A 20,649-nucleotide genomic window follows, 5' to 3' on the forward strand; every position below is an offset into this window, starting at 1 on the left:
TCACCCTTCTGATTTTAGTTCAAACAACATATCTCTTAACTCTGTTGCTTTCTCGAAGTCCAATTCTTTTGCTGCTTTTTTCATTTCTTTTTCGATATTTTCAATTGTTTTTTGTCGTTCTTTTTTCGTCATTTTCTTAGGAACTGTAGTTTGCTCTTGTGCATTTGTTTCATCATTCTCAACAGTAGCACTGATAACATCGTGTATCCGTTTATGAATCGTTTGCGGTGTAATACCATATTTTTCATTGTGTGCGGTTTGTATTTCACGACGACGTTGAGTTTCGTCTATGGCATACTTCATAGAATCGGTCATCTTATCTGCATACATGATGACTTCACCTCGATCATTACGCGCCGCACGTCCAATCGTTTGAATTAATGACCGATTTGAACGTAGGAAACCTTCTTTATCCGCATCTAAAATGACGACTAACGATACTTCTGGTATATCAATACCCTCTCGCAATAAGTTAATGCCAACAATGACATCATACGTACCCATACGTAAATCCCTAATGATTTCAATACGTTCTAATGTTTTAATTTCCGAATGAAGATAATTTACTTTAATTCCCGCTTCTTTCATGTACGTTGTTAAATCTTCACTCATTTTTTTCGTTAATGTTGTCACTAATACGCGTTCATTACGTTCAACACGTTCTTGTATTTCGCCTAATAAATCATCAATTTGATTTTCGGTTGGTCTGACGTCAATTTTAGGATCTAATAGGCCTGTAGGTCGAATAATTTGTTCTACCATTTCATCCGTATGTTCTAGTTCATAAGGTCCCGGTGTAGCTGATACATATACGAGTTGCTTTGTCTTATCCTCAAACTCTTCAAACATTAACGGTCGGTTATCTAGTGCACTCGGCAATCTAAATCCATGATCCACAAGCACTTGTTTACGTGCTCTATCACCGTTATACATGCCTCTTATTTGCGGTAAAGTTACGTGTGACTCATCTATCATAACTAGCCAATCATCACCAAAATAATCTAATAATGTATAAGGAGTTGATCCCAAAGGTCTTAATGTTAGGTGTACTGAATAGTTTTCAATCCCCGAACAAAAGCCCATTTCTCGCATCATTTCCAAATCGTAATTTGTGCGTTGCTCTAAACGTTGTGCTTCTAATAATTTATTTTCAGCTCGTAATTCCTTAAGTCGTTCTTCAAGTTCCTTTTCAATTCGTTGAATCGCTAATTGCATCTTCTCATCTCGAGTGACGAAGTGAGAGGCTGGGAAAATAGCGAAGTGTTCTCTTTCTCTCAACACTTCACCCGTTAAATAATTTACTTCTCTAATACGATCAATTTCATCGCCAAAAAATTCCACCCTGATGCACATTTCTTCTCTTGAAGCTGGGAAAATTTCTACGACATCGCCACGCACTCTAAAAGTTCCGCGTTGAAAATCTATATCATTTCTAGAATACTGAACATCGACTAATTTTCTTAAAAGTTCTGTCCGCTCCATTTCCATACCGACACGCACACTAACAACTAAATCCTTGTATTCTTCAGGATTACCTAAACCGTAAATGCAACTCACACTTGCGATAATAATAACATCATCGCGTTCAAATAAAGCACTTGTAGCTGAATGGCGTAACTGGTCGATTTCATCATTAATTGAAGCATCCTTTTCGATAAATGTATCTGTGGAAGGCACATAGGCTTCTGGTTGATAGTAATCATAATAACTAACAAAATATTCGACTCTATTTTCTGGGAAAAACTCTTTGAATTCACTATAGAGTTGACCTGCCAAGGTTTTGTTATGGGCGATAATCAAAGTAGGTTTGCCAACCTCTTTAATTACATTGCTCATTGTAAATGTCTTACCTGTACCAGTTGCTCCCAATAATGTTTGATGTCGCTTACCTTCATTAATGCCCTTAACAATCTTTTGAATTGCTTGAGGTTGGTCACCTTGTGGCTCAAATTCAGATTTTAGTTTAAATGGTACGTGCTCAACCATATTAAGATACGCCTCCTATCGTTTGTCTCATCATATACTTTGCTCGATTTATTCTCTATTCTAACAGATAATTCAACAAAAATACAAACGTTTGTTCGCTAAGCATCCCGTTAAATCTTTTATTCTTTTAAACAAAAAACAAACACAGTGTTGCTACTATGTTTGTCCTTCTTCATGGTCAGTTTGAACTGCTAGCGTTTATCATATTTTTAATTTTAAACATCATATTCGACGTTCGTTAGTCATTATCATGTGATTGATGTAATTTAAGATTATCAATGATAACATAACCAGCTAATAATGAAACGACATCTAAAAATATGATCCATTCATTGTGAAAAAAACCTTTATATATGGACGTTGCAATTAAAATCAATGCGACCAGCGTTCCAATCCATTTATTTCTTGTTACAACACTAAACAAGACGACTAATAAACATGGAAATAACGCAGCACAGACATACCAAATCATGATGTTCACCCATTTCTTTGTTTTAAGATTGACATCGTTGTCTCGCGTAATTCTGTTCTAGGAATAAAGTTTTCGGTTAACATTTCTGGAATTACATTCTCAATAAAGTCTTGCACCGAAACTAAATGATCAAATTGAATTATTGTTTCTAGGCTATTTTCATATATTTCGAAAAATAAGGGTTCAGGATTACGTTTTTGAATTTCTCCAAACGTTTCATATAGTAAGTCTATTTTATCAGCTACTGCTAGTATTTGCCCTTCTAAAGAATCATCTTTTCCCTCTTGTAATCTCTGGCGATAAATATCTTGATAAGGTTCAGGAATCTCTTCATTGACAAATGTATTTACCATTTCTTCTTCTACTTGGGAAAATAACATTTTAAGTTCTCTACTTGCATACTTCACTGGCGTTTTTATATCACCAGTAAACACTTCAGCAAAATCATGATTAAGTGCCTTTTCATACAAACTTTTCCAATCAACTTCGTTACCATGATGTGCCTCAACGGTTGCTAAATATTGTGCTATTTTAGTGACTTTAAAAGAATGCGCAGCAACATTATGTTCAAAATATTTAAATTTACCAGGCAATCTTATTAACTTTTCTAAGTCTGATAATCTTTTAAAATACTGGTGAATTGCCATACTTGTCATCCTTTCTATTATTTTATCGCTGATGATACTTAGCTTTATTATACCAAGCAACTATGTTAAAGAAAGTAACTCTATCATAAAAAATAAATAAAGGTGAGACTTCCTCAATGCATTTGCATTCAAAGCCTCACCTTAATTAAGCTGTTGTTATTAATGAATATATTTATAACTGCTCACATTATAAATTGAACGATGTGTGACATTATTGAAATGTCCATTATAATTCATTTCAGATACATAAATAGAACCATTGCTGTTCACACGTTCAACTACGCCAACGTGTCCATAATAGCCTGCACCTGTTTGGAAAATCGCACCTACTGCTGGAGTATTATTAACGGTAAATCCAGCTCTTTTTGCTGAATAAGCCCAGTTATTTGCATTGCCCCAAGTACTGCCAATTGAACGTCCTAATTCACTACGACGATTAAAGACATAGTATGTGCAGTTGCCATATGCATATAGGTTGCCTTGATTAGCTACAGATTTATATTTGTTAGGCGCTGGTGTTGAACCATAATGGTAGCGATGATGTGTTACTGCATTATAATGTGCTGGCGCTGATGTTTGTTGGCCGTTGTATGATGATGCTTGCGTATTATTATGATAGCTTTGAGATCCTGCAGTGCCAGAAGTCACATGTGATTGTGAGCTTGTTGTTGCATTTGCATGTGTTAACTCATCAAAAGTTAAATCATGTTGTTTATCATATGATGTTGTCGATGTAACTAAATGCGCAATATCTTGTGGTTGATTTGACGAAGATACTTCGGTATAAGTTGCACCATTAATATTAGTACCAAGTAATGCAGCACCTTTGCTAGAAACTGCGATTAAGTCCCCCGGATGAATTAATTCAGTAACTCCTGGGTTAAAGTTATAAATATCTGTCACTGTAATATGATGAGCAGAAGCAATTGAATTTAATGAATCGCCTGATTTAACTACCACGATATCATTTTCAGAATAATTATTTGCTGTTACAGCTTCTGTATGTGATGTATCTAAATTATTAATCGTTGTTTGCGCTTTAACTGGTTTAGCCGGAGAAGCATCCGCAATACCATTTACAGCTAAAAATGCGGCTACTGATGAAACTGTTGCTGTTATTGTTTTCTTCATGATGTCATTCCTTTTCATTTGTAGTCTGATTTAATCTTAGACTAGCATAAAGTCGTTGCGAATTGGCTATTGTTATCACTATGTAACATAAAGTTTATATTTTCCCTATATTTTGATGCATTTACTAGGGTTAAGTAATATAAATAACTGCATTTTACATCCATTTTGTTTAGTAATGCGTAAACAAACAATCAAATCTTAGAGTTTTAGCAATTCTAAAAGCAATAAATTTTTTACAATAAGTTCCAACCTTACTATTTCTATACAAGGCGTCTAATAAAAAGCATTACGCTATCTTAATATAATGTTGCGTTACCTATATTTAAAACGAGAGCGGGACAGAATTCATAATGAATTCTGTCCCGCTCTGGCAAGGTTGACTAGGATTGAAATAAACTTGGTATCAGCGTATTTTCAATCCAGTCAACTAGTGACAATATATCGTTTATAGCCTAGAACATAATGATGTCCCATGCGCGTTCTAATAATCATTATGACGAGTATGACTGATCCATTTGCTGTCTTAAGTAAGCTTCTATAAATGGCCCAATATCTCCATCCATCACGGCATCTACTTTCCCAGTTTCTTCATTCGTCCGATGATCTTTAACCATTGAATATGGATGAAATACATAAGAGCGTATTTGACTGCCCCAACCTATTTCTTTTTGTTCACCACGGATTTCCGCCATTTCCTGCGCTTGTTCTTCTAACTTCAACTGATATAGTTTGGATTTTAACATTTTCATTGCGGCTTCACGATTTTTAATTTGTGATCGTTCATTTTGGTTGTTGACAACTATGCCAGTCGGATGATGGGTAATTCGAATAGCTGATTCAGTTTTATTAATATGTTGTCCACCAGCGCCCGATGCTCTAAAAGTATCAACCGTAATATCATCAGGGTTAATTTCAATTTCTATCTCATTATTATTAAAATCAGGTATCACATCACATGACGCGAAAGATGTATGACGACGTCCTGATGCATCAAATGGTGAAATACGAACCAAGCGATGAACACCTTTTTCAGCTTTTAAATAACCATACGCATTATGTCCTTTGACAAGTAACGTCACACTTTTAATACCTGCTTCATCACCAGGTAAATAATCTACCGTTTCAACTTTAAATCCATTTTGTTCACAATAACGCTGGTACATACGGAGTAACATACTCGCCCAATCTTGAGATTCTGTACCTCCAGCGCCTGGATGTAATTCTAGTATCGCATTATTAGCATCATGTGGACCATCTAATAACAGCTGTAATTCAAATTGATCTAATTTATCGTTAAAGGCTAAGACATCCATTTCCAACTCAGCCTTCATATCCTCATCATACTCTTCTTGTAATAACTCGGTCGTGGCAAACATGTCCTCAACTTCATTGTCTAAGTCATGATAGCCCATAGTTATTGCTTTCAAAGCGTTATTTTTATCAATAATATCTTGCGCTTTATTTTGATCGTCCCAAAAATTAGGCTCGGTCATCATTTCTTCATATTCTTGAATATTTGTCTCTTTATTTTCTAAGTCAAAGAGACCCCCTAATTTGAGTTAAACTATCTTGATACGCCTCTATACGACGTTTGATTTCTGAAAGTTCCATGCTTATCTCTCCTATAACGATGATATCTTCTGTCTTCTTTATGATACATATATGATTATATTTTGTCACGATTGTATTATGATTGATGATTAATCTAATCCATAAAAAGAGCAGGATAGAAGTCTTTGTGTAACTTCAATATCCTACTCCAAAAAGGCTCAAAACGGATTAAGCATAACATTTATGGTCACGCTTCGTTTAAGTATTGAGAATTTAATTCAATTACCGTCAAGCACATTATTTACCATGACAGTTTTTATATTTTTTGCCACTACCACATGGACATGGATCATTTCTACCTACTTGCTCACCTTTTACGATAGGTTGTGGTTTCACTTTTTCTTTACCATCTTCGGCAGAAACATGTTGGGCTTTACCAAAGTCAGTTGTTTTTTCTCGCTCAATATTTTCTTCTACTTGCACAACAGATTTCAAGATGAATTTTGAAGTGTCTTCTTCAATATTTTGCATCATAATATCAAACAATTCATGACCTTCATTTTGATAATCACGCAATGGATTTTGTTGTGCATATGAGCGCAAATGGATTCCTTGACGCAATTGATCCATAGTATCAATGTGATCTGTCCAGTGTGTATCAATAGATCGGAGCAAAATCATACGCTCAAATTCTGGCATCTGTGTGCCAATAGTTTCTTTTTGAGCATCATATGCTTGTTCGATTTTACCCCAGACAATATTATAAATATCTTCGGAATCTTTACCTTTTATTTCTTCAACTGTTAAGCTACCTTCTTGTAAAAAGACATCGTTAACATAATTGATGAATGGATTATAATCTAATGCTTCATCTTCTTCATTAATGTAATAATTAACTGCGCGTTGTAAAGTTGATTTCAACATGGCAGTAACAAGCTCTGAACTATTATCACTATCAATAATATTATTACGTTCATTATAGATAATTTCACGCTGTTTACGCAATACTTCATCATACTCAAGAATACGTTTACGGGCATCAAAGTTATTACCTTCAACACGTTTTTGCGCAGATTCTACTGCCCGAGAGACCATTCTTGATTCAATCGGTGTTGAATCATCCATGCCTAAACGCCCCATCATTTTTTGTAAGCGCTCAGAACCAAAACGAATCATCAACTCATCTTGCAGTGATAAATAGAAGCGGCTATCACCTCTATCACCTTGTCGACCAGAACGGCCACGTAATTGGTCATCAATACGACGTGATTCATGACGTTCCGTACCTATAACAGCTAAGCCGCCTAATTCTTCGACACCTTCACCAAGTTTAATGTCGGTACCACGTCCGGCCATGTTTGTCGCAATTGTTACAGCGCCTTTTTGTCCAGCTTTAGCAACAATATCTGCTTCGCGCTCGTGATTCTTTGCATTTAAAACATCATGTCTCACACCGCGTTTTTTCAACAAGGCTGAGATATACTCACTGGTTTCTACAGCAACTGTACCTAACAGTACAGGCTGACCTTTTTTATGTTTCTCTACTACATCTTCAATAACAGCATTAAATTTACCTTTTTGACTAATATAAATTAAATCTGCTTTATCTGTACGTTGTACCGGTTTGTTCGTAGGAATTTGCGTAACCGTCATATTATAAATATTACGGAATTCTTCTTCTTCAGTTTTTGCTGTACCAGTCATGCCTGCTAATTTATTGTACATTCTAAAATAGTTTTGGAAAGTAATGGAAGCCATTGTCTTAGATTCATTTTGAATTTGAACGCCTTCTTTAGCTTCTATCGCTTGGTGTAATCCTTCAGAAAAACGACGTCCTGGCATCGTACGTCCTGTAAATTGGTCAACAATGAGCACTTCCCCATCAACCACCATATAGTCTTTATCGCGTTGCAATGAAACATGTGCTCTTAAGGCAGTATTAATATGACTGATGACATCAACATTTTGGACATCATATAGGTTTTCAATTTTGAACATGCGTTCCGCTTTATCTGCACCTTGTTCTGTTAAATGTACAGCTTTTGTCTTTTCATCATATTTATAATCGTCTTCGGCTTTTAACATTTTAGCAAAAACATTGGCTTGCGTATAAAGTGATGTTGATTTCTCAGCTTCCCCAGAAATAATTAATGGTGTACGCGCTTCGTCGATTAAAATAGAGTCGACTTCATCAATAATAGCAAAATGCAGTGGACGCATAACACGTTCTTCGGCATAATTCACCATATTATCACGCAAATAATCGAATCCTAATTCATTATTTGTACTATATGTGATGTCTTGTAAATATGCTTCTCTTTTTTCTGCTGTTGTTTTACTATTTAAATTCAAGCCTACAGACAACCCAAGGAAATTGTATAATTGGGCCATTTCTTCGCTTTGTACACTTGATAAATACTCATTGACTGTAATAACATGAACACCTCGGCCAGCAAGGGCATTGAGGTATGTTGGCATTGTAGCTGTTAATGTTTTACCTTCACCTGTTCTCATCTCTGCGATATCGCCTTTGTGAATAGCGATACCACCCATCACTTGTACTTTGAATGGAATCATGTTGAACACTCGTTTAGATCCTTCACGTACTAATGCATATGCTTCAGGTAATATTTTATCTAGATAATCATTTTGTTTCTTAACATCATCTATCTCTTTAAGTTCTTCTTGATATTTTTTTGTCTTATTACGAATCTCTTCATCCGTTAAAATAGCGATATTTTCCTCTAATGCAAGTACTTTATCAGCTAGTTTTTCTAATCGTTTTATTTCTTTTTTATTGCCGTCAACAATTTTTGATAAAAATCCCATTTTGTTCGCTCCTTTAGCTAAAACTGTTTGGCCTACAACAATTTATCTTATCATTTATACCATTAAATTTATACTTATATTACTCATACTACGCGTCTCTCAATGTCATCTCTAATCATTTCTTTCACCGAAAAACTCATGCGTGCTACTACTAAGTTGATGCGTGATTCCTTTTGGGCTATTGATTGCCCTGCAAATCGACAACATATTTATTTTAACACGATAGAAACAACTTTTTCTCGTCATAAATAAATAATTTTCGAATATATTAATAAAAGCGTATTTTAAAAACGTACTTTGAGAAACTGAAGATGAAATAATACAATTTTAGAATCGTCAAATTACATTAGCATAACCTAAGATATGTGTCCATTGATTAAACATTTGCTTCTTAAAAACTAAAGTATGTACAAATTCTTAATCATGAACCTCAATGTTGATAATGGGATTATTAAAGTTTGTAAAAAACACGCGAACAAGACTAGGAATCTAAATAACAGATTCCTAGTCTTGCTACTACATGTATTAAAGCATTTTTAATTTACGCCATATTATCATAATAGTATTTAATTAAATCAAACATTTGATGCATATCGTATCCCCATCTTCCATAGTATTCGATTGGATCTACGTGATCTGTACCGCCCCAATATTTACCTACTGCATTGTGGCTAATGACAGAACCTTTACCAGCGTTATCATCAGCAAGTGTTGGCGTAATTCCATTTTGCTTTAACATATAGGCTGCAAGCCAAGCTTGATTATTAACTGATTTTGCAAAGTCTTCAAAATTATACATTCTTACTAATTCGATTTGATAAAAGTATGGATTAGCTTTAGGACCAGCTCCCCACACATAATATTCTGCAGGTGCAGTAAGATGTATTTCGTTATTATCAACGAATGCGTGTACAAATGCTCTAGTATAAGTTTCATACATGCGATCTACCCATACTTGTAAAGGACGATTGTCTTCGCCCACTTCGTGAATAACAACACCCATGTAAGTGCCGTTTTTATATTCTAATTTAGGAAGTGTATCCATACGTGGATCTTTTACTACTGGCGAATGCTGAAGATGATTGTCGATAATATATTGATTGACTTTAGAGTTTGCAAATAAGGTTGCTGTATCATTTGCTTTTGTTTCTTTCGAATTATTCAGTTTTCCTGAAACTTGAGTATTAGTATCTTTTGGATTCTGCTGATACAACGTTGCTTGCTTAGAGGATAAACCTTGCGCATGACTAACAGGCATAAAAATTAACGACATCAACATTAAAAGAATACATGTAGAAAAAAGAACTAACATTTTTGACATAAAATCACACTCCTTTGATATTGTTTTAATTATTAAAATTAATATTTAATAATTACACTTATATTATTAATCTAATAACAAATTAAAATCAAGTGGTTATTTTCATCAAAAGTGAAATATTTGTGTATCTTGTTAAGTTTTTTTAAAAAAATATGTTTCTTAACAATTATCTTTTAAAAAATATTTAATAAAAAAAGAGTAGCTTGTTCAGCTACTCTTTTCATTATCCAAATATATTTTAAAATATTGGCAGTGGCTAACTGTATTGAAAATATGCTTGTATCAAGCTTCTTTCAATCTTAGTCAGCCTTGCCAGTGAGGGACAATGAAATTATTTTTTGCAAATGATATTTCTGTCCCATTCTCTAGAAAATCACTCAAGACATTGTGGCTATAAGCACAATGACTCAAAATTTTTATTCTGTTGTTTCGATTAAACCATATTTACCGTCTTTGCGTCGGTATACAATACTTGTTCCTTCTGTTTCTCTATCAGCAAACACAAAGAAATCATGTCCTAGCAAATTCATTTGTAATACAGCTTCTTCAGAATCCATAGGTTTTAAGCTGAAGTGTTTAGAACGAATAATTTCAATGTCGCTATCATTTGTTTCGACTTCTAATTCAGATGGTTCTGGAGTAGCTTCAGCTACTTCTGCCACGAATACTTCTTGATCCCCATGATCTCGATTTTTTCTGTTGACACGTGTTTTATATTTACGTACTTGACGCTCTAATTTGTCATTAACTAAGTCAATAGCTGCATACAAATCATCGTGTCGTTCCTCCGCTCTAAGTGTGACATTTTTGAGTGGAATTGTTACTTCAATTTTAGTTGCAGAATTAGCATACGTTTTAACTTTAACATGTGCTACTGCATTTGGAACGTTATTAAAATAGCGTTCTAATTTACCAATTTTGTCCTCAATATAGTTGCGGATTGCATCTGTAATAGTGAGGTTATCTCCATGAATTTCAAATCTAATCATAGTAATCTCTCCTTTAACCTCTATTGGTAATTCTTACTTATATCATACCACGTTCGGACTACCGTGCAAACGTATACACACTGAATTTTCTGACTTTATTTTCTAACAATTTACACCCCGCATGATGTATGGTTAATCCAGTAGTATAAATATCATCTACGAGTAATATTTCTTTATTTGTCAAGTCGATATCTAAAGAAATATAAAATGGATTAGATGCTTCAGCACGCTCTATTTTTGATAATTTCGATTGCTTAGGACGCAAATCCGTAGCTAAAAGATTAATATATTGAATACCTTTATAAGCTAACACTGTAGTTACAGGGTTAAAGGTTCTTGCATCATCTCTTACTTTCGGGGACGGAATCGGCACAACGTAGTCATATTTAATTTGAGGTAGCTTCAGTTGATATGCCAACACTTGTGCTAAATAGTGATCTTTCATAAATTTGTATTGATGGATGAGCGCTTTGATAATTCCTGTGTACTGATAATCACAATATAGCTGCGTCATTAATTGAAACCGATTTGCTAAAAACTGACAGTCTAAACACTGTTGCGTTGAATGACCACATTGATTTAGACATCTCGAACAACGTTGTTTTTTGTCTTTAATACGACAAGCTTGCCACAAACTTTCACATTGTGAACATATAAGTTTAGGCGGCTTGTATATATTTATAGCCGTTAATGGTTCATGGATGGGTTGAAGACATTGGAGGCATCTTCTCATCTAACCACCCTTTTTCTCTTGCCAAACGATTCATAGATTGCACCTCACGTCTAGCAGCAATCATGCTTAAACTTACACCTTGATGTAAATACAATACCATGCCATCAGGTGCATGTGCTTTTCTCCCAACTCGACCAGCAATCTGTATCAATGCTGCCTTGCTAAATGTTTGTGCATCGATAACAATGACATCTAAATGTGCCATTGTGAAGCCTCTTTCTAAAATTGTTGTCGTAAAAACAATTTCGTAGTTCCCTTGTCTGAGCGCTTCAACCTTTTCAAAACGTAAGACATCTTCACTATATACGTAGGTGAGTGACGACAAAACAGCTTGATATCGATGATAGGCAGCTAACATCGTTTCTATATGATGAAAAAACACTAAAGTTATTCGTCGTTTATTTAGTTGATTTTGCAAAATGCGCACTAAAGTTTGTTGTTGTCGATTGCACTTCAACTTAAAATATTTAAAGCGTGGTACAGGAAGTGGATGTCGATGAAATCTAGCTGGTAAATATATGATTTGTTCATGATTAAATTGCGCTAATAACGCTTTAGGTGGCGTCGCAGTCATATAAATAATTGAAGCTTGTCTACAGGCTGCCATCTGAATTGCAATAAATAATGATGATTCCATAGCTAATGGAAAAGCATCTACTTCGTCAACAAAAATAAGGTCAAAATGATTTTTAAAACGATACAACTGATGAATCGTTGCAATGACAAAATGACCGTTAAATTGTTGTCTCGATTGCTGATGCAATACATCAATCTGTTCACCTTGAAAAGCATCCAGGATACGCTGACTAATTTCTAAAACAACATCTACTCTTGGAGATACAATAGCAACATTGTACCCCTCGTGTCTGGCATACTGAATACCAGGAAACATCATTTCCGTCTTACCAGCACCCGTTACTGCATAGAGTAATAATTTTTGGTGGTGCTGTATAGCATAAATCATTTTTTTACTGGCATAACATTGTTGATCAGACAAATTAAATGGCAATGTGTACGAAGCGGTAGTCTTATTTCTCTTCGATTCTATTAATACATAATCTGTCATATTATCTACTCTTCCCAATTGAAGGCAGTTACGGCAATAAACAATCTCTTCCTGATGATTACTTATATATTTATGAAAATATAGCATATCTCAATTGCCACATTGCAGACATACTATTCCTTTGTTATCGGTGTAAATTCCTTTTTGTTTCGATGCTACTGGCTCATTATTTTGAACATCAGATGCAGGTATTAATTGACCATAGCGTATGATTCTAGTCACCTCTTTTTAATGTATAAAAAAAGACATGAATCATTGTTGATTCATGCCTCCCTCGAAATGCATTATTCTATAGAAATCTTTTTGCCAAAACACCCTAATCCTAACCCGCCTGAACCAAGATGTGTAGCAACAACTGGTCCAAATTCGGAATAATGAATATTATAGGATTCCGGATACTTTTCTTTCAATTCTCGGTAAAATGCCTTACCTTCTTCAATTTTATCTCCATTTATCACAAATATCGTCACTTCATCAAGCTCACTAGCAATGCGCATAATATTCTCTTCTAATGACTTATAAGCTCTTTTCTTAGTACGCACTTTTTCTTCCGGTACTATTTTCCCATTTTCAAAGCGTAATACAGGTTTCATCTTCAACATCGTACCAACCCAAGCTTGTGCACCGGTAATACGGCCACTTTTTTGTAGGTTTTTCAAATCATCTACAAATAAATACGCAGTTGTATGTTCACGAATTGCGCTTAATTCTTGAATAATGTCGTCAGGTGAAAAACCTTTGTCCACTAAGTTTATTGCATGTAACACATATGATCCTTCCATCATTGCAGCTAATTTGCTATCAAATGAATGCACATTAACGCCTTCGACCATTTCTCCAGCTTGTGTTGCAGATTGGTAGCTACCGCTGATACCGCTTGATAAACATATAACAATGATATCTGTGTAACCTTGATCTCGCAGTGCTTCATAGCGTTGAATCCACTCTCCAATAGCAGGTTGACTTGTAGTTGGTGGTGTTTTCGATGATAGCATTTTATGGTAAAACTGTTCCATGTCAACATCATTTGATTCAACAAATGTTTCTCCGTCGTCAAAGATGACACTAAGAGGTGCAACTGGAATTTGGTATTTATCTAGTAACTCTTGTGAGAGATAGCTTGTAGAATCAGTCATTACAGCAATCTTCATAGTAGTCCTCCTCAATTATACTTAATTCTCATTATAAAATAATTTAACTTAAAAGCAAACAACTATCCCCTCTTTAACAACGAGTCTGGCACATAATTAAATTTTAGGTTCTGAGCTCTATATTGGCAGTAGTTGACTGGATTGAAAATACGCTTATACCCAGCTTTTTTCAATCCTAGTCAACCTTGCCGGGGCGGGCCTACGAATTCATAATGAATTCTGTCCCGCTCCCTGCTCTTCTTAAAAAATAAATCACAATTTGCAATATCATCATTCGTCACACATGACATATGACACACAAGATAAATTTTTAAGCAGATTAAAACAGTGCTTTATTGTTTTGATATCATGCTGTATAGTTAAATTAATCGATACGCTATAGGGGGAATCAATTTTAATGAGCGAACCCATTATTACAATAAAAAAAGAACATATTATTGAAAATGTCATACACAAATCTAGATTTATCGCCCATATTAAACCAGTAAATAGTGAAGATGAGGCTAAACAATTTATTGCCGATATCAAGCAGCGTCATAAAGATGCAACACATCATTGTTCTGCCTATACAGTGGGAGCACACATGAATATTCAAAAAGCAAATGATGATGGAGAGCCTACTGGTACAGCTGGTGTGCCGATGTTGGATATTTTGAAAAAACTCGATGTTCATAATGTTTGTGTAGTTGTGACGCGCTATTTTGGAGGCATTAAACTTGGTGGTGGCGGTTTGATACGTGCATATAGTGGTGCCGTGCGTGATGTTATTTTTGCGGTAGGACGTGTAGAATTACGCGATGCCATTCCCGTTATTGTAACAGTTGCTTACGATTTAACTGGTAAATTCGAATATGAGTTAGCATCAACATCCTATATGCTTCGCGATACTACTTACCTTGATAAAGTCCGTTATCATATAGATGTAATCGCAGACGACTATGATGCTTTCATCGCATTTTTAAATCAACATACTGCTGGCAATTACACATTAACTACTGAAAAAACGAAAAAGTTACCTTTCGATATTTCTACAAATTAAAAAGCTACTCAGCCTGAAACAATATTATATATCAGGCTGAATAGCTTATTTTTTATTTATGTTCATGGTGATGGTTCTTCTTGGCAATTAACTTTAATAAAGGTCGATAATTATCATCAATTAATCCGGTAAATTCAACAATCATCTCAATCGTAATTAAAATCAAGATAAACATCAAGACAACACCTAATGGTTGTGATAAGTACAAAATGATACTTGATAGACTGAATAAAATGGCAATTGAATAAATCAATAACACCGTTTGTCTATGTGAATAACCCAAAGCCAACAATTTATGATGTAAATGTGACTTATCTGCTTGCATAATATGTTGCCCTTTCTTCACACGACGTATCATCGCAAATAAAGTATCGATAAATGGAACTGCAAGTATAATAATCGGGAAAAATAATGAAATAAACGTAATATTTTTAAAGCCTAGTAACGAAACAAAGCCAATAATAAAACCAATCATTAATGCACCACTATCGCCCAGAAAAATCTTTGCTGGATGAAAATTAAAGAATAAAAAGCCTAGCAGTGAACCAATTAATACACTACAAATCATTGTTATAAAGATATTCCCTTGCAAAATAGCAATAAATGCTATTGTTAACAAAGCAATGATAGAAACACCTGACGCTAAACCGTCTAAACCATCAATAAGATTAATTGCATTTGTAATGGCTACAATCCAAATGATTGTAATTGGAATACTTAAAAACCCAAAATGAATAGTTGGTCCCATTGGAAACGAAATAAAGTCAATCGTAATGCCATAGAACACAATCACACTCGCTGCGACGACTTGCCCCAAAAGTTTAAGTAGTGGTTTTAAATCACATATGTCATCAATAAGTCCTACTACGTACATAATAAAAGCACCTATGATTAAGGGTTTTATTTCTCTTTCCATAGGATGACTAATCCAAATCCCAATAAGGAAAGAGAAAAGTATCACGGTGCCACCAAGAACCGAAACTGGTTGAGTATGAACTTTTCTAAAGTTCGGTTTATCAACAATATTGAGCTTTTTAGAAATAGCGATAACGATTGGTGTAATCATTAAACTAATCAACATCGTAATCACTATGAGCAATAATGTAAGCATCCGTTCACCTTCAATAGATATATTTCTTATTTTTTAGCGCCTTATATTTTTTATTTGTTAAGACGTCAATATCATCAGTCATAAAGGTTCTCTATACGCACTGTGACATAAATACACTATATAATTGTGGTGTATGTTAACACATGTTGTCTATACAGTATAATAAATAAGAAGAAAATGTTTTTTCTTATCATACCATGGAAAATTTTATTTTAACATGAAAGACTGTAATTTAGCATAAATTTCTTTCCAGAGTTAATGACAAATTGTAAGTTTTCACTTACAATTACTAGTGGAGAAATAAAGGAGTCGGTAAATACATGTTGGAAGCAATCATTTATAATATTTCTGTCATGGTTGCAGGTATCTATTTATTCCACAGATTACAATATTCTGAGAATAAACGGGTAACTTTCTCTAAAGGCTATGTTACAGTTTTAATGACCCTTGTTGCACTATTATTAGCTGCTTATCCAATCCCATCATATAACGATGAATTTTTAGTACATTTAACATTTGTACCATTGTTGTTTTTAGGACGTTATACCCATATGCCTTATACCCTTGCTGCAGCCACAATTGTCGCATTGGTTGATATCTTTGCCTATGGGAATTCAATATTATATGGTGTGACATTACTTGTCATAGCAGGCATTGTAAGTGCAATTGGTCCATTTTTAAAACAAAATGATATCGTGTCACTACTCATCTTAAATTTAATTAGTATCATTATTTTAGCTATTTTATCAATTTTCAGCCCGATATATGACATTAAAGAATTAATTATATTGATACCTGTATCATTTGTCTTAACTATTGCTTCAGCAGTAACGTTCGTAGATATTTGGCGCTTCTTTTCACTTGTCAATCGCTACGAAAATGAAGATAAATATGATTATTTAACTGGTTTAGGTAACGTTAAAGAATTTGACCGTCATCTTAATCATATTTCTCAACAAGCTGAAGAACATCACGAAAGCCTTGCATTGTTATTAATTGATATAGATGGATTTAAAGACGTCAATGATTCGTATTCACATAAATCAGGCGATGCTGTATTAAAGCAAATGTCCCAATTATTAAAGAATTATGTACCTAAGAAATTTAAAATCTTTAGAAATGGTGGCGAAGAGTTTTCAGTAGTTATACGCGATTATTCCTTAGACCAAAGCGTTAAACTTGCTGAAAATATCCGTCTAGGTGTAGAAAAATCATCATTTCATTTACCAAATAAAGAAGTTATTAAATTATCAGTGTCCATTGGTGTAGGTTATTTAACTAAAGATGATCACAAATCCCAACGAAAAGTATTTAAAGATGCTGATGATATGGTACATGTGGCTAAAAATGAAGGACGAAATCAAGTTATGTTTAATCCAATTATCAAATTATAAAGTACAATATCACTTTCCGTATTACACTATCATTCTGTACAAGACAGTATCTGAATGATAGTGTTTTTTGTATGAATAGCTCATGATTTTAAGTTTATCTTGACTCATTATTCATTTTAGTTAAAACTTCTATTATAATAGTGCAATATAGAAGTTATATAACTTGTACGTTGAACAACATAGATGTACAAAAAAGGCAACGTTAAATTTTTTTATGACTATATATTTTTATTCCACCATGGAGGTGTCGCGTTATGTCTGATTCAATCACTATTATAGATGAAAATAAAGTGATTGATGTGGTTTTAATTGCAGGTCGAATTTTACTTGAAGCTGGTGCAGAAACTTACCGTGTTGAAGATACGATGAATAGAATTGCGCATAGCTATGGTTTACATGATACATATAGTTTTGTGACCTCAACCGCGATTATTTTTTCACTAAATGATCGCACAAGTACACGGCTCATTAGGATTAGAGAAAGAACTACCGATTTAGAAAAAATTGCATTAACCAACAGTCTTAGTAGAAAAATTGCCAATAATCAGTTGACAATCGATGAAGCCAAAAACGAATTAATTCATCTACGTCAAGCGTCATTGCAATTTTCATTTCTAACTAATTTCTTAGCGGCAGCCATTGCATGTGGATTTTTCTTATTTATGTTTGGCGGCGTAGCATCAGACTGCTGGATCGCAATATTGGCTGGGGGTGCTGCATTTTTAACATTTAGCTTTGTTCAGCGCTATATACAAATTAAATTTTTCTCAGAATTTGTAGCTTCAGCTGTGGTAATTAGTATTGCAGTGTTTTTCACTAAGATGGGCATTGCAACAAATCAAAACATTATTACTATTGCCAGCGTGATGCCTTTAGTACCTGGGATTTTAATATGTAACGCGATTCGTGATTTGATGGCAGGAGAGTTGCTAGCTGGTATGTCTCGTGGTGTAGAAGCCGCTTTAACTGCGTTTGCAATTGGTGCTGGTGTCGCAATTGTTTTATTACTATTCTAAGAAAGGCTGTTTATAAATGCTATTTTATTTATTTCATTTTACAATTAGTTTTATTTCTACAGTGCTTTTCTCAATTATTTTCAATGCACCTAAAAGATTACTCGTGGCATGTGGTTTCGTAGGCGCTGTTGCTTGGACGATTTATCAATACACCGTTGATTTAGATTTAGGTAAAGTAGGTGCTGCATTTTCTGGGAGCCTTATTTTAGGATTGCTAAGTCACGTTATGAGTAGACGATACAAACGTCCGGTCATTATTTTTATTGTTCCTGGAATTATTCCACTTGTCCCTGGTGGTGCTGCATATGAAGCAACCCGTTTCTTAGTATCAAATGATTACACACATGCTGTAAATACATTTTTAGAAGTGACACTTATTTCTGGCGCGATTGCCTTTGGTATTCTTGTTGCCGAAATTTTATATTATCTTTATACGCGAATCAAACAGTTTTTTGGGAAAATTAAAGGGAAATCTTATAAAAAATCTTATAATATGAACAATAGAGTTTAAGGGGTTGAATAACGATGAAAGCACAAATTATTGATAGATTAACAAGATATGTCAAAATAGATACACAATCAGATCCAAACTCACAAACTACACCCTCTACAGCTAAACAATGGGATTTATTAAATCTTTTACAAAGAGAGCTTGATGCTTTAGGTCTAGCAACTGAACTCGACGATAACGGTTATCTTTTCGCTACTATCGAGAGTAACATTGCGCATGATGTGCCTACAGTTGGCTTCTTGGCCCATGTAGATACATCTCCTGATTTTAATGCCAGTCATGTCAAACCTCAAATTATCTCGTCATTTGATGGTCAATCGATTAAATTAGGCCAAACATCTCGAGTGCTTGATCCAGAGGTATTTCCTGAATTACAAGGCTTAGAAGGACACACATTGATGATTACTGATGGCACATCATTACTTGGGGCTGATGATAAAGCCGGTGTGGTTGAAATCATGGAAGCTGTAACATATTTAGTAGACCATCCTGAAATTAAGCATGGCCGTATTCGTATCGCTTTTACTCCTGATGAAGAAATTGGTAAAGGCCCTCACCATTTTGATGTTGCACGCTTTAATGCTGATTTTGCATATACAATGGATGGCAGTCAATATGGCGAGTTGCAATTTGAAAGTTTTAATGCAGCGGAAGCAACGATTACCTGCCATGGCGTAAATGTTCACCCTGGTTCTGCAAAAAATGTCATGGTTAATGCGATTTTGCTCGGCCAACAATTTAATAGCTTATTGCCTCCTCAAGAGGTGCCAGAACGGACAGAAAATTACGAAGGTTTTTACCATTTAATGCATTTTAATGGCAATGTAGAAAAAGCAACCCTTCAGTATATTATTCGTGATCATGATCGCAAAAACTTTGAATTACGCAAGAAGAAATTACTTGAAATTCGAGATAATATAAATGCGCATTATGAAGATTTCCCAGTCAAAGTAGATATCGAAGATCAGTATTACAATATGGCAGAAAAAATTAAACCTTTACCTCATGTGATTGATATTCCTAAAAAAGTGTTTAGTGATTTAGGAATAACGCCAAACACTGCTCCTATTCGTGGTGGTACAGACGGTTCACAATTATCATTTATGGGCCTTCCAACACCTAATATCTTCACTGGATGCGGTAATTTCCATGGTCCATTTGAGTTTGCATCTATAGACGTTATGGAAAAAGCAGTACAAGTAGTGTTAGGCATAGTCGAAGAAGTCACACATTATAACAAATAATACGTGCTAACAAAATTGCAATTATAAGAAAATCGAATCCGGGACATCATTATGTTTTAGGCTATGAACGATATACTGGCAGTAATTGACAGGAAGGCCTGGGCCATTAAGTTCTTAAGCAATGTAAAAAAGACCATTTCTATTAAAATTATTTGATAGAAATGGTCTTTTCGCTTATGTATTAGATAATATACAGCTTGTTATCATTTTTGGATGATATGATGTTGCACCACGATGATGATTGAACTCATTATCTGGGATTGTTTATACATATCGAGAAATATTATTTGTAGGAATAAGAATTGAAGTTTCCATTGGTAGTGTATAGTGTAAGTTGAGTCATGTTATAATCTTTATAGATAAGGCACCTCGTTCATTTAGTTTAGTAAAGTTTATTAAATGACACGAAAGTGCCTTATTTTTAAAGCATTTAAAGGTAAAATTACATGTTAATACGC

Annotated in this window: 17 protein-coding genes and 1 pseudogene; 5 read left to right on the top strand and 13 right to left on the bottom strand. The window is 34.5% G+C overall.

The features are described 5' to 3' along the window. The 11 genes from uvrB to fakB1 form a co-directional block, all read right to left on the bottom strand. A complete protein-coding gene (gene uvrB / locus CD041_RS05640; protein WP_002459709.1) occupies positions 1 to 1,986 on the bottom strand; it encodes an excinuclease ABC subunit UvrB in 1,986 nt (661 codons plus the stop codon). 238 nt (positions 1,987 to 2,224) lie between these two features. Continuing rightward, positions 2,225 to 2,458, bottom strand: a complete 234-nt coding sequence (locus CD041_RS05645; protein ID WP_002459710.1) for a CsbA family protein — start codon at positions 2,456 to 2,458, stop codon at positions 2,225 to 2,227. Positions 2,459 to 2,463: 5 nt separating this feature from the next. After that, the gene (locus CD041_RS05650; protein ID WP_002479337.1) at positions 2,464 to 3,105 is read right to left on the bottom strand and encodes a YfbR-like 5'-deoxynucleotidase; all 642 of its coding nucleotides are present in this window, start codon (positions 3,103 to 3,105) and stop codon (positions 2,464 to 2,466) included. A 159-nt stretch (positions 3,106 to 3,264) separates the two neighbouring features. Beyond that, on the bottom strand, positions 3,265 to 4,236 hold the full coding sequence (locus CD041_RS05655) for a COG3942 and LysM peptidoglycan-binding domain-containing protein (RefSeq protein WP_070647875.1): 972 nt from the start codon (positions 4,234 to 4,236) through the stop codon (positions 3,265 to 3,267). Between the two features lie 491 nt (positions 4,237 to 4,727). Further along, a protein-coding gene (prfB, locus tag CD041_RS05660; RefSeq protein ID WP_096032083.1) for a peptide chain release factor 2 occupies positions 4,728 to 5,847 on the bottom strand; the annotation gives its coding sequence in 2 pieces (ribosomal slippage) (positions 4,728 to 5,774 and positions 5,776 to 5,847; 1,119 coding nt in all). A 237-nt stretch (positions 5,848 to 6,084) separates the two neighbouring features. After that, positions 6,085 to 8,616 carry a preprotein translocase subunit SecA gene (gene secA, locus CD041_RS05665; RefSeq protein ID WP_070647871.1) on the bottom strand — a complete coding sequence of 844 codons (2,532 nt, stop codon included), beginning with the start codon at positions 8,614 to 8,616 and terminating at the stop codon, positions 6,085 to 6,087. A gap of 541 nt (positions 8,617 to 9,157) precedes the next feature. Next, complete coding sequence (locus tag CD041_RS05670; protein ID WP_080606622.1) at positions 9,158 to 9,937, bottom strand: peptidoglycan recognition protein family protein; 780 nt, start codon at positions 9,935 to 9,937, stop codon at positions 9,158 to 9,160. Positions 9,938 to 10,353: 416 nt separating this feature from the next. After that, positions 10,354 to 10,926, bottom strand: coding sequence for a ribosome hibernation-promoting factor, HPF/YfiA family (hpf, locus tag CD041_RS05675; protein ID WP_002479342.1), 573 nt, complete (start codon positions 10,924 to 10,926; stop codon positions 10,354 to 10,356). A gap of 58 nt (positions 10,927 to 10,984) precedes the next feature. Next, positions 10,985 to 11,659, bottom strand: a complete 675-nt coding sequence (locus tag CD041_RS05680) for a ComF family protein (RefSeq protein WP_062078667.1) — start codon at positions 11,657 to 11,659, stop codon at positions 10,985 to 10,987. Further along, the gene (locus tag CD041_RS05685) at positions 11,622 to 12,812 is read right to left on the bottom strand and encodes a DEAD/DEAH box helicase family protein (RefSeq protein WP_080606623.1); all 1,191 of its coding nucleotides are present in this window, start codon (positions 12,810 to 12,812) and stop codon (positions 11,622 to 11,624) included. The genes CD041_RS05680 and CD041_RS05685 overlap by 38 nt, the downstream gene beginning before the upstream one ends. A 197-nt stretch (positions 12,813 to 13,009) precedes the next feature. Next, the gene (gene fakB1 / locus CD041_RS05690; protein ID WP_070647868.1) at positions 13,010 to 13,876 is read right to left on the bottom strand and encodes a fatty acid kinase binding subunit FakB1; all 867 of its coding nucleotides are present in this window, start codon (positions 13,874 to 13,876) and stop codon (positions 13,010 to 13,012) included. Positions 13,877 to 14,273: 397 nt separating this feature from the next. Here fakB1 and CD041_RS05695 point away from each other — a divergent pair, with 397 nt between their 5' ends. Continuing rightward, positions 14,274 to 14,915: a YigZ family protein gene (locus CD041_RS05695; RefSeq protein WP_002479345.1), complete on the top strand. Its 642-nt coding sequence runs from the start codon at positions 14,274 to 14,276 to the stop codon at positions 14,913 to 14,915. Between the two features lie 52 nt (positions 14,916 to 14,967). Here CD041_RS05695 and CD041_RS05700 read toward each other — a convergent pair whose 3' ends face one another. Continuing rightward, on the bottom strand, positions 14,968 to 16,026 hold the full coding sequence (locus CD041_RS05700) for a glycosyltransferase family 4 protein (RefSeq protein ID WP_037540533.1): 1,059 nt from the start codon (positions 16,024 to 16,026) through the stop codon (positions 14,968 to 14,970). A gap of 320 nt (positions 16,027 to 16,346) precedes the next feature. Between CD041_RS05700 and gdpS the strand changes: the two genes are divergently transcribed. The 4 genes from gdpS to pepT all read left to right on the top strand — a co-directional run bounded on the left by gdpS (position 16,347) and on the right by pepT (position 20,191). Beyond that, the gene (gene gdpS / locus CD041_RS05705; protein WP_002459722.1) at positions 16,347 to 17,420 is read left to right on the top strand and encodes a GGDEF domain-containing protein GdpS; all 1,074 of its coding nucleotides are present in this window, start codon (positions 16,347 to 16,349) and stop codon (positions 17,418 to 17,420) included. A gap of 254 nt (positions 17,421 to 17,674) precedes the next feature. After that, a complete protein-coding gene (locus CD041_RS05710) occupies positions 17,675 to 18,436 on the top strand; it encodes a threonine/serine exporter family protein (RefSeq protein ID WP_002459723.1) in 762 nt (253 codons plus the stop codon). 16 nt (positions 18,437 to 18,452) lie between these two features. Beyond that, on the top strand, positions 18,453 to 18,947 hold the full coding sequence (locus CD041_RS05715; protein ID WP_002459724.1) for a threonine/serine exporter family protein: 495 nt from the start codon (positions 18,453 to 18,455) through the stop codon (positions 18,945 to 18,947). A gap of 14 nt (positions 18,948 to 18,961) precedes the next feature. Beyond that, on the top strand, positions 18,962 to 20,191 hold the full coding sequence (gene pepT, locus CD041_RS05720) for a peptidase T (RefSeq protein WP_070647866.1): 1,230 nt from the start codon (positions 18,962 to 18,964) through the stop codon (positions 20,189 to 20,191). Between the two features lie 186 nt (positions 20,192 to 20,377). On the opposite strand, the pseudogene CD041_RS12445 reads toward pepT, so the two are convergent. After that, positions 20,378 to 20,552, bottom strand: a pseudogene (locus tag CD041_RS12445) (IS5/IS1182 family transposase); the annotation flags it as partial. Positions 20,553 to 20,649 lie beyond the last annotated feature (97 nt).

Source organism: Staphylococcus lugdunensis (assembly GCF_002901705.1).
Lineage (GTDB): Bacteria > Bacillota > Bacilli > Staphylococcales > Staphylococcaceae > Staphylococcus > Staphylococcus lugdunensis.

Bases quoted from the DNA above. Each gene is read 5' to 3' on its own strand.
- uvrB (WP_002459709.1), bottom strand. From the start codon at position 1,986: ATGGTTGAGCACGTACCATTTAAACTAAAATCTGAATTTGAGCCACAA.
- CD041_RS05645 (WP_002459710.1), bottom strand. From the start codon at position 2,458: ATGATTTGGTATGTCTGTGCTGCGTTATTTCCATGTTTATTAGTCGTC.
- CD041_RS05650 (WP_002479337.1), bottom strand. From the start codon at position 3,105: ATGGCAATTCACCAGTATTTTAAAAGATTATCAGACTTAGAAAAGTTA.
- CD041_RS05655 (WP_070647875.1), bottom strand. From the start codon at position 4,236: ATGAAGAAAACAATAACAGCAACAGTTTCATCAGTAGCCGCATTTTTA.
- secA (WP_070647871.1), bottom strand. From the start codon at position 8,616: ATGGGATTTTTATCAAAAATTGTTGACGGCAATAAAAAAGAAATAAAA.
- CD041_RS05670 (WP_080606622.1), bottom strand. From the start codon at position 9,937: ATGTCAAAAATGTTAGTTCTTTTTTCTACATGTATTCTTTTAATGTTG.
- hpf (WP_002479342.1), bottom strand. From the start codon at position 10,926: ATGATTAGATTTGAAATTCATGGAGATAACCTCACTATTACAGATGCA.
- CD041_RS05680 (WP_062078667.1), bottom strand. From the start codon at position 11,659: ATGAGAAGATGCCTCCAATGTCTTCAACCCATCCATGAACCATTAACG.
- CD041_RS05685 (WP_080606623.1), bottom strand. From the start codon at position 12,812: ATGCTATATTTTCATAAATATATAAGTAATCATCAGGAAGAGATTGTT.
- fakB1 (WP_070647868.1), bottom strand. From the start codon at position 13,876: ATGAAGATTGCTGTAATGACTGATTCTACAAGCTATCTCTCACAAGAG.
- CD041_RS05695 (WP_002479345.1), top strand. From the start codon at position 14,274: ATGAGCGAACCCATTATTACAATAAAAAAAGAACATATTATTGAAAAT.
- CD041_RS05700 (WP_037540533.1), bottom strand. From the start codon at position 16,026: ATGCTTACATTATTGCTCATAGTGATTACGATGTTGATTAGTTTAATG.
- gdpS (WP_002459722.1), top strand. From the start codon at position 16,347: ATGTTGGAAGCAATCATTTATAATATTTCTGTCATGGTTGCAGGTATC.
- CD041_RS05710 (WP_002459723.1), top strand. From the start codon at position 17,675: ATGTCTGATTCAATCACTATTATAGATGAAAATAAAGTGATTGATGTG.
- CD041_RS05715 (WP_002459724.1), top strand. From the start codon at position 18,453: ATGCTATTTTATTTATTTCATTTTACAATTAGTTTTATTTCTACAGTG.
- pepT (WP_070647866.1), top strand. From the start codon at position 18,962: ATGAAAGCACAAATTATTGATAGATTAACAAGATATGTCAAAATAGAT.